This is a genomic window from Mesorhizobium sp. M7A.F.Ca.CA.002.09.1.1, assembly GCF_003998555.1.
Classification (GTDB): domain Bacteria; phylum Pseudomonadota; class Alphaproteobacteria; order Rhizobiales; family Rhizobiaceae; genus Mesorhizobium; species Mesorhizobium ciceri.
On record NZ_RZRR01000162.1, the window covers coordinates 1 to 8,019 of the forward strand.

An 8,019-nucleotide genomic window follows, 5' to 3' on the forward strand; every position below is an offset into this window, starting at 1 on the left:
CGGCGATGACATTTGCCTGTGCGACCGACGGCAACTATGGCCGCTCCGTCGCGCAAGGCGCGCAACTCGTCGGCGCGCGGGCGGCGATCTTCGTCCACGCCGGGGTCAGCGAGGAGCGCATCGCGGCGATCGCCCGCTATGGCGCCGAGATGATCCGCGTCCACGGCAATTATGACGATTCGGTCAGGCAAGCTGCCCAGGTTTCGGCCGACAAGGACTGGACCGTGGTCTCCGACACCTCGTGGCCGGGCTATGAGCGCATTCCCGGCCTGGTCATGCAGGGCTATACCGCGATCGTACGCGAAGCCTTGCGCCAACTCCCTCGGACGCCGACCCACGTCTTCGTGCAGGCCGGTGTCGGCGGCATTGCCGCCGCGCTGGCCGGTCATCTGGCCACCGTGCTCGGTGACGCTAGGCCGACCTTCATCGTGGTCGAGCCGGCGCGTGCCGCTTGTGTCTTCGCAGCCGCCCAGGTCGGGCGCCCGGTCAAGGTCGCGCACGGCCAGCCGACGGTGATGGCCATGCTTGAATGTTACGAAGCCTCGCCGGTCGCCTGGCGGGTGCTGGCGCGCGCCGCCGACGCCTTCATGACGGTGGATGAGGACGAGGCCATCGCGGTGATGCGGCGGCTGGCCTGGCCGGCCGGCGGTGACCCGGTGATCGTCGCCGGCGAAAGCGGTGGTGTCGGCCTTGCCGGGCTGATCCGGGCGGTGGCCGACAACCGGGCCGATCTTGGACTTGACGGCAAATCGCGGGTGCTGGTGATCAACACCGAAGGCGCCACCGACCCGCATCGCTACGCCGAACTGGTTGGCATGAACCCGGCCGATGTGCTGGAAGGCAAGATGACAGCCGAGGCAACGGCATGATCGCCATCGATGCGCAGCGCCTGCTCGGCCGCATCCGCGAACTCGGCGCTGTTGGCCGGGATGTCGAGGGCAGGCTGACCCGGCTGGCCGCCTCAGACACCGACAGGCAGGGCCGCGACCTCTTCGTCGGCTGGCTTCGGCAGGCCGGGCTCGATGTCGCCATCGACCGGGTCGGCAAAATTTTCGGCATCTGGCAAAGCCCGGAAAACACCGGGCAAGCGCCGCTGCTCATCGGCTCGCACATCGACACCGTCATCGATGCCGGCATTTATGACGGCTGCTACGGGGTGCTTGCCGGGCTGGAAGTGATCGAGACGCTCAAGGCGACAGGCTTTTCGCCGTCGCGCCCGGTCGCGGTCGCCGCTTTCACCAATGAGGAGGGCGTACGCTACACACCCGACATGATGGGCTCGCTGGTCCACGCCGGCGGCATCGATGCCGAAACGGTGCTGGCGGCCGTCGGCACCGACGGCAGCGTGCTCGGGCAGGAGCTTGCCCGCATCGGCTATGCCGGCGACCGGGAACCCGGCTTCCTCACGCCGCACGCCTATCTCGAACTGCATATTGAGCAAGGGCCGGTGCTGGAGCGCGAAGGCTTGCCGGTCGGCGCGGTGGAGAATCTGCAAGGCATCTCCTGGCAGCGCATCACAATCGACGGCGTCGCCAACCATGCCGGCACCACGCCGATGTCGATGCGCAACGATGCCGGCCACGCCGCCGCCCGGGTCATCACCTTCCTGCTCGACCGGACCAAAGCCTCGAACGCGCCGACCGTCGCCACCGTCGGCACGATCCGCTTCGAGCCGAATGCCATCAATGTCATCCCTTCGCGCGCGGTCTTCACCGTCGATCTGCGCGATCCCGACGAACAGCGCCTGCAGGCGGCGGAAGCGGCGCTTGCCGCCTATCTCGAGCAGCTTGCCGCCGCTGAGAACGTGACGGTTTCGGTCGAGCAACTGGCCCGCTTCGAACCGGTGATCTTCGACCTGCGCATCGTCGAACAAATCGAGGCCGCCGCGAAACGCCGTGGCCTCGGGGTCAGGCGCATGACATCAGGCGCCGGCCACGACGCGCAGATGCTGGCGTGTATCGCGCCTGCGGCGATGATCTTCGTGCCGAGCGTTGGCGGCATCAGTCACAGTCCTCGCGAACACACCGATGACGCCGAGCTTGTTGCCGGCGCCAACATCCTGCTTGATGTGGCCGCGCAACTGGCAAAGTAGGTCAGAAGGGGCAGAAGCAGAAGGGGCAGAAGAATGTCTGAACTCGATCGCGACGCGCTGAAGCAGGAGATGATTTTCTGGCGGCGCGATCTGCATGCACACCCGGAATTCGGCTTCGAGGAGAAGCGCACCGCCGCCTTCGTCGCCGCCAAACTGCGCGAATTTGGGTTGGACGATGTCACCGAAGGCGTCGGCGGCACCGGTGTCGTCGGCACGCTGAAGCGCGGCAGCGGCAACCGGGCGATTGCGCTGAGGGCCGACATGGATGCGCTGCGCATATCAGAACAATCGGACGCATCTTACCGGTCCGGCAATCCCGGCATCATGCATGCCTGCGGCCATGACGGCCACACCACCATGCTGCTCGGCGCGGCAAAGCTGCTGGCCGGTGAGGGCGGTTTCGACGGCACCGTGCGCTTCGTCTTCCAGCCGGCCGAGGAATGGGGCAGGGGCGCACTCGCCATGCTCGAAGATGGGCTGATGCAGCGCTTTCCCTTCGACGAGATCTTTGGCCTGCACAACATGCCCGGCCTGCCGATCGGGCATTTCGAGACCCGTGCCGGACCCATAATGTCGGCCGAGGACAACTTCGAGATCGTGCTCAAGGGGCTCGGCGGCCATGCCGCGCGGCCGCATGCGGGCAACGAGACGCTGGTCGCGGCCTGCGCGCTGGTCACCAATCTGCAGACCATCGTCTCGCGCCGACTGAGTCCGGCCGACATATCCGTGGTTTCGGTGACCGAGCTGATCACCGACGGCACCCGCAACGCTCTGCCCGGTCTTGCCCGCATCCTCGGCGATGCGCGCAGCTTCCGTCCCGAGGTCAGCGCCGAGATCGAGCGGCAGATGCGCATTCTCGCCGAGGGCATCGCTGCCGCCTATAATGTCACCGCCGAGGTCAAGTACAGCAGGGAGTTCGTGCCGCTGCGCAACGATGCCGAACTGGTCGATGCCGCATTCGCCGCCGCCAGAGGCGTCTTCGAACCCGGCAACATCGCCGTCGCCCGCGAGCCGATGACCGCTTCGGAGGATTTCGCCCGCTTCCTCGACCACGTGCCGGGCTGCTTCGTCTTCCTCGGCAATGGCGAAGCTTCCGCGCCGCTGCACAATTCCAGCTACGACTTCAACGATGACGGGCTGCTGTTCGGCACGAATTTCCATGTAGCCGTGGTCAGGCAAAGGCTGGGTGGCGACGCGGGAAGATGATCGCGTTTTGATCGCCAACTCCCGGGTTTATTGAGATTGCCGGGATGATGGTCAAGACAAGCTCTTGACGGCTGGTGACCGATAGGGCCGTGTGCGTCGGTACGTTTTTAACAAAGACAATCCCCCGATGACGCAGGGGAAAGACTCAGCTAGCCTTACCTGTGCGGCGGACTTAATTATCCGCTTGGCCGGCGCTTCACTCCTCCCAAGCGGCGCCGGCCTTCTTCTCCAAAAGTTCGTCCGGGACGCCACAGCGGGTTGCGGCAGCACGCGAACCTCGCAAAGGCCAAGTTCCGCCTCCGGTTGCCTCGAGAATGCATCGGGAGCGCCGGCGAAACCGCCCTCCATCTTCGACTGCGCGCGTGGACGATTGGCAAGGGAACCAAAGGCTGTTTCTACGGTTGGTTCTGCTCCAAAGGAGTGTTGCACCATGTTCCGTCTGCTCGTCGCCGGCGCCTTCGCCTATGTCACTTATCGCATCGCCAGGAAGATGGTCGAAAACGTGCCCGATACGGTCGACCCGCTGCTGTTGCCGCCGTCGCAACCTGATCGCGAGACCTTGCGACGGCAGTCGGCCGACATGGGTGTCGATCCGCAACGCTAGCCGCGATCCCTTCTCTTCAGACCGGCCCCAGTCCTGCATGGGTTAGGTGTGCCCGCATCGATGTTGCGAACAAAGCAGAAACGATGCTTGATGGGCGATGAACCTCGCCACCGCTGATTCGACCTTTCGGGAACCGACCGTCCAGCCTGCCTATCTCGCGCGGCTGAACGATGCCCAGCGCCAGGCCGTCGAGCACGGCGCCGGTCAGATTGCCGGCCCGTTGCTGGTCATTGCCGGCGCCGGATCTGGCAAGACCAACACGCTGGCGCATCGCGTCGCTCATCTGATCGTCAAGGGCGCCGACCCGCGCCGCATCCTGCTGATGACGTTTTCGCGCCGCGCGGCATCCGAAATGGCCAGGCGCGTCGAGCGTATTGCCGGCGAGGTGCTCGGCCGCGATGCAGCCGTCATCACCGATGCGCTGACCTGGGCCGGCACCTTTCACGGCATCGGCGCGCGGCTGTTGCGCGACTATGCGCTGGAGATCGGTCTCGACCCGGCCTTCACCATCCATGATCGCGAGGATTCCGCCGACCTGATGAATCTGGTCCGCCACGAACTCGGCTTCTCGAAGACGGAAGCGCGTTTCCCCACCAAGGGCACTTGCCTTGCCATCTATTCGCGCGCGGTGAACGCGCAGGCGCCGCTCAACGAGGTGTTGGGTTCCGCCTTTCCCTGGTGCGCCGGCTGGGCGGAGCAGCTGAAAGAATTGTTCGCCGGTTATGTCGAGGCCAAGCAGGCGCAAAACGTGCTCGATTACGACGATTTGCTGCTCTACTGGGCGCAGATGGCGGCGGAGCCCGAGATAGCGGCGCATCTGGGCGGGCGTTTCGACCATGTGCTGGTCGACGAATACCAGGACACAAATCGCCTGCAGGCTTCGATCCTCATGGCGCTGAAACCCGACGGCGCCGGGCTGACGGTGGTGGGCGACGATGCGCAATCGATCTATTCGTTCCGCGCCGCCGAGGTTCGCAACATCCTCGACTTCCCCAATCAGTTCGCGCAAGCCGCCGACGTGGTGATGCTGGAGCGCAATTACCGCTCGACCGAGACCATCCTTGCTGCCGCCAACGCGGTGATCGGCGAAGCCTCGGAGCGCTTCACCAAAAACCTGTGGTCGGAGCGCAAATCCAGCGACAGGCCAAAACTGGTGACCGTGCGCGACGAAGTCGAGCAGGCCAATTTCGTCTGCGACACCATCCTGGCCGAGCGCGAGGCGGGCACAGCGCTGAAATCCCAGGCGGTGCTGTTTCGCGCCTCGCATCACAGCGGGCCGCTGGAGATCGAACTGACGCGGCGCAACATTCCCTTCGTCAAATTCGGCGGCCTGAAGTTTCTCGATGCCGCCCACGTCAAGGATGTGCTGGCGGTGCTGCGCTTTGCCGAAAACCCGCGCGACCGGGTCGCCGGTTTTCGCGTATTGCAACTCTTGCCTGGCATCGGCCCTTCGGCCGCCGCGCAGATCGTCGAGACCATGACGACGGCGCTGGACGAGGCCATGGGGCTGGCCGGCTGGCGTCCGCCGCAACGCGCGGCGGACGACTGGCCTGGCTTCGTCGCGCTCTATTCCGGCCTGCGCGCCGGCGCCAGATGGCCGGCCGACCTCGAACAGATCAGGCTGTGGTACGAGCCGCATCTGGAACGCATCCACGAGGACGCGACGACGCGCCGGGCCGACCTGTTGCAACTTGAGCAGATCGGCTCGGGCTATGCCTCGCGCGAGCGCTTCCTGACCGAACTGACGCTCGATCCGCCGGACGCCACCAGCGACCAGGCTGGGCCGCCGCATCGCGACGAGGATTATCTGATCCTGTCGACCATCCACTCGGCCAAGGGCCAGGAGTGGAAAAATGTCTTCGTGCTCAACACCGTCGATGGCTGCATCCCGGCCGATCTCGGCGTCGGCACCAAGGAGGACATCGAGGAGGAGCGCCGGCTGCTCTATGTCGCGATGACACGGGCCAAGGACAATCTCAACCTGGTCATGCCGCAGCGTTTCTTTCCACATGGCCAGGCGGCGCGCGGCGACCGCCATCTCTATGCCTCGCGCACCCGTTTCATCCCGGCCTCGATCCTCGCCGCGTTCGAACAGATGTCGTGGCCAAGCGCGCTGGCCGCGCAGGGCAGGGCGGCCCGGCCGGAGGTGCGCGTCGACATTGGCGCCCGTATGCGCGGCATGTGGAAATAGCCGAGGCCATGCCGCAGCCGCCGATCAGGATCGCCATCGCCGGCGCGCTCGGCCGCATGGGCCGCCAGATGACGGACGCCGTGCGGGTCGATCCACGGCTGGCGCTCGCTGCGCGGTTCCATCGGCCCGGCGCTGCCGGCGATGGGCTGGTCAGCCGCGAGGAGGCGCTTGCCACGGCCGATGTGGTCATCGACTTCACGACGCCGGCGGCCTCGGCTGACCTGGCAAGGTTTTGCGCCGCCCGCGGCGGGCCGGCCCTGGTCATCGGATCGACCGGTTTCGATGCGACTGAATTCGCCGACATCGCCGAGGCCGCGAAGACCATCGCCATCGTGCGCTCCGGCAGCTTTTCGCTGGGGCTGAACATGCTGGTCGGATTGGTCGAACAGGCGGCGACAGCGCTCGATCCCGAAGACTGGGACGCCGAGGTCTTCGAGGCGCATCACCGACACAAGATCGACGCGCCGTCAGGTACCGCTTTGATGCTTGGCCAGGCCGTGGCCGGCGGCCGCAAGGTCGAGCTCGACGCGGTGGCGCGGCCTGTTCGCGATGGCGCCATTGGCGCGCGGCCTCCCGGTGAGATCGGCTTTGCGGTGCTGCGTGGCGGCAGCATCATCGGCGAACACAGCGTGAGCTTCTGTGCCGAAGGCGAGCTTGTGACCTTGTCGCATGCGGCCGGCGACCGCGTCATGTTCGCCCGCGGCGCCATTGCCGCCGCGCTCTGGCTCGAGGGACGCCCGCCCGGCGAATACGACATGCGCGACGTTCTCGGTTTCGGCGCTCCGTGACCGGCAGCCACAACGGATTCCATTTCAACGGCCGTTAAAACGACTGAAAGCCAGCTGAAAGCTTGGGCGTGCCATGAAGTCATTACGGCGTTCGCCGTGTGACCGGTGCGGGAGCGGCCGGTAAGGAGGAATGCGGCGCAGCCGGGATGGCGCGCCGCCCAAGTGGAGGAAGTTTCGTGACCGGTTTCATCTCGAAGTGCGCCCTGCGCACAGCGGCGCTAAGCCTTGCTATTGCAGCCACAAGCGCCACGGTGGCTTCGGCTGCCGACAAAATCACCATCATCGTCGGCGGCATGGAAAAGCAGATCTATCTGCCTGCCGTGCTCACCCAGCAGCTCGGCTACTTCAAGGACCAGGGGCTCGATGTCGAACTGCTCAACTCGCGCGCCGGGGTCGAGGCCGAAAATGAACTGCTGGCAGGTGCCGTCCAAGGCGTTGTCGGCTTCTACGATCACCCCGTCGACCTGCAGTCGAAGGGCAAATACATCCAGTCGATCGTCCAGTTCAGCCAAGCGCCCGGTGAGGTCGAGCTGGTCTCCGCCAAGCACCCGGAGATCAAGTCGCCCGCCGATTTCAAGGGCGCCACGCTCGGCGTCACCGGTCTCGGCTCCTCGACCGATTTCCTGACCCAGTATCTTGCCGTGCGCAGCGGCCTGAAGCCCGGCGACTACACGCTGCTGCCGGTCGGCGCCGGCAACACCTTCATCGCCGCCGTCAAGCAGGACCAGATCCAGGCCGGCATGACCACCGAGCCGACCATCGCCAAACTGCTCAAGACCGGCGAGGCAAGCATCCTGGTCGACATGCGCACGCCCGAAAAGACCAAGGAAGCGCTGGGCGGCGACTATCCGGCGGCGTCCTTCTATGTCCAGTCCTCCTGGCTGGAAGGCCACAAGGATGAGGCACAGAAGCTCGCCAATGCCTTCGTCAAGACGATGAAATTCATCGCCACGCATTCGGCCGAAGAGATCGCCGACAAGATGCCGAAGGATTATTATGCCGGCAACCGGGACCTTTACGTGCAGGGGCTGGCCGGCGGCAAGGCGATGTTCACGCCGGATGGCCGCATGCCGGCCGATGGTCCGCCGACCGTGCTCAAGGTTCTCTCGACATTCTCGAAGAGCCTGCAAGGCAAGCA

General features: G+C 65.4%; 7 protein-coding genes. All 7 read left to right on the top strand.

Annotated elements, in window-relative coordinates:
- On the top strand, positions 1-869 hold an 869-nt coding region (locus EN994_RS09900), incomplete at its 5' end, for a diaminopropionate ammonia-lyase (RefSeq protein ID WP_127307508.1).
- Positions 866-2,092, top strand: a complete 1,227-nt coding sequence (locus EN994_RS09905; RefSeq protein WP_127307509.1) for a Zn-dependent hydrolase — start codon at positions 866-868, stop codon at positions 2,090-2,092. The genes EN994_RS09900 and EN994_RS09905, both read left to right, overlap by 4 nt.
- Before the next feature lie 33 nt (positions 2,093-2,125).
- Positions 2,126-3,298, top strand: a complete 1,173-nt coding sequence (locus EN994_RS09910) for a M20 aminoacylase family protein (RefSeq protein WP_013532460.1) — start codon at positions 2,126-2,128, stop codon at positions 3,296-3,298.
- Positions 3,299-3,728: 430 nt separating this feature from the next.
- On the top strand, positions 3,729-3,902 hold the full coding sequence (locus EN994_RS09915; RefSeq protein ID WP_013532459.1) for a hypothetical protein: 174 nt from the start codon (positions 3,729-3,731) through the stop codon (positions 3,900-3,902).
- 97 nt (positions 3,903-3,999) lie between these two features.
- Positions 4,000-6,093: an ATP-dependent helicase gene (locus EN994_RS09920; protein ID WP_013532458.1), complete on the top strand. Its 2,094-nt coding sequence runs from the start codon at positions 4,000-4,002 to the stop codon at positions 6,091-6,093.
- 8 nt (positions 6,094-6,101) lie between these two features.
- Positions 6,102-6,881, top strand: coding sequence for a 4-hydroxy-tetrahydrodipicolinate reductase (gene dapB, locus EN994_RS09925; RefSeq protein WP_063167708.1), 780 nt, complete (start codon positions 6,102-6,104; stop codon positions 6,879-6,881).
- 203 nt (positions 6,882-7,084) lie between these two features.
- Positions 7,085-8,019 (top strand): ABC transporter substrate-binding protein (locus EN994_RS09930; RefSeq protein WP_245466004.1); only part of this gene is annotated, 935 nt, incomplete at its 3' end.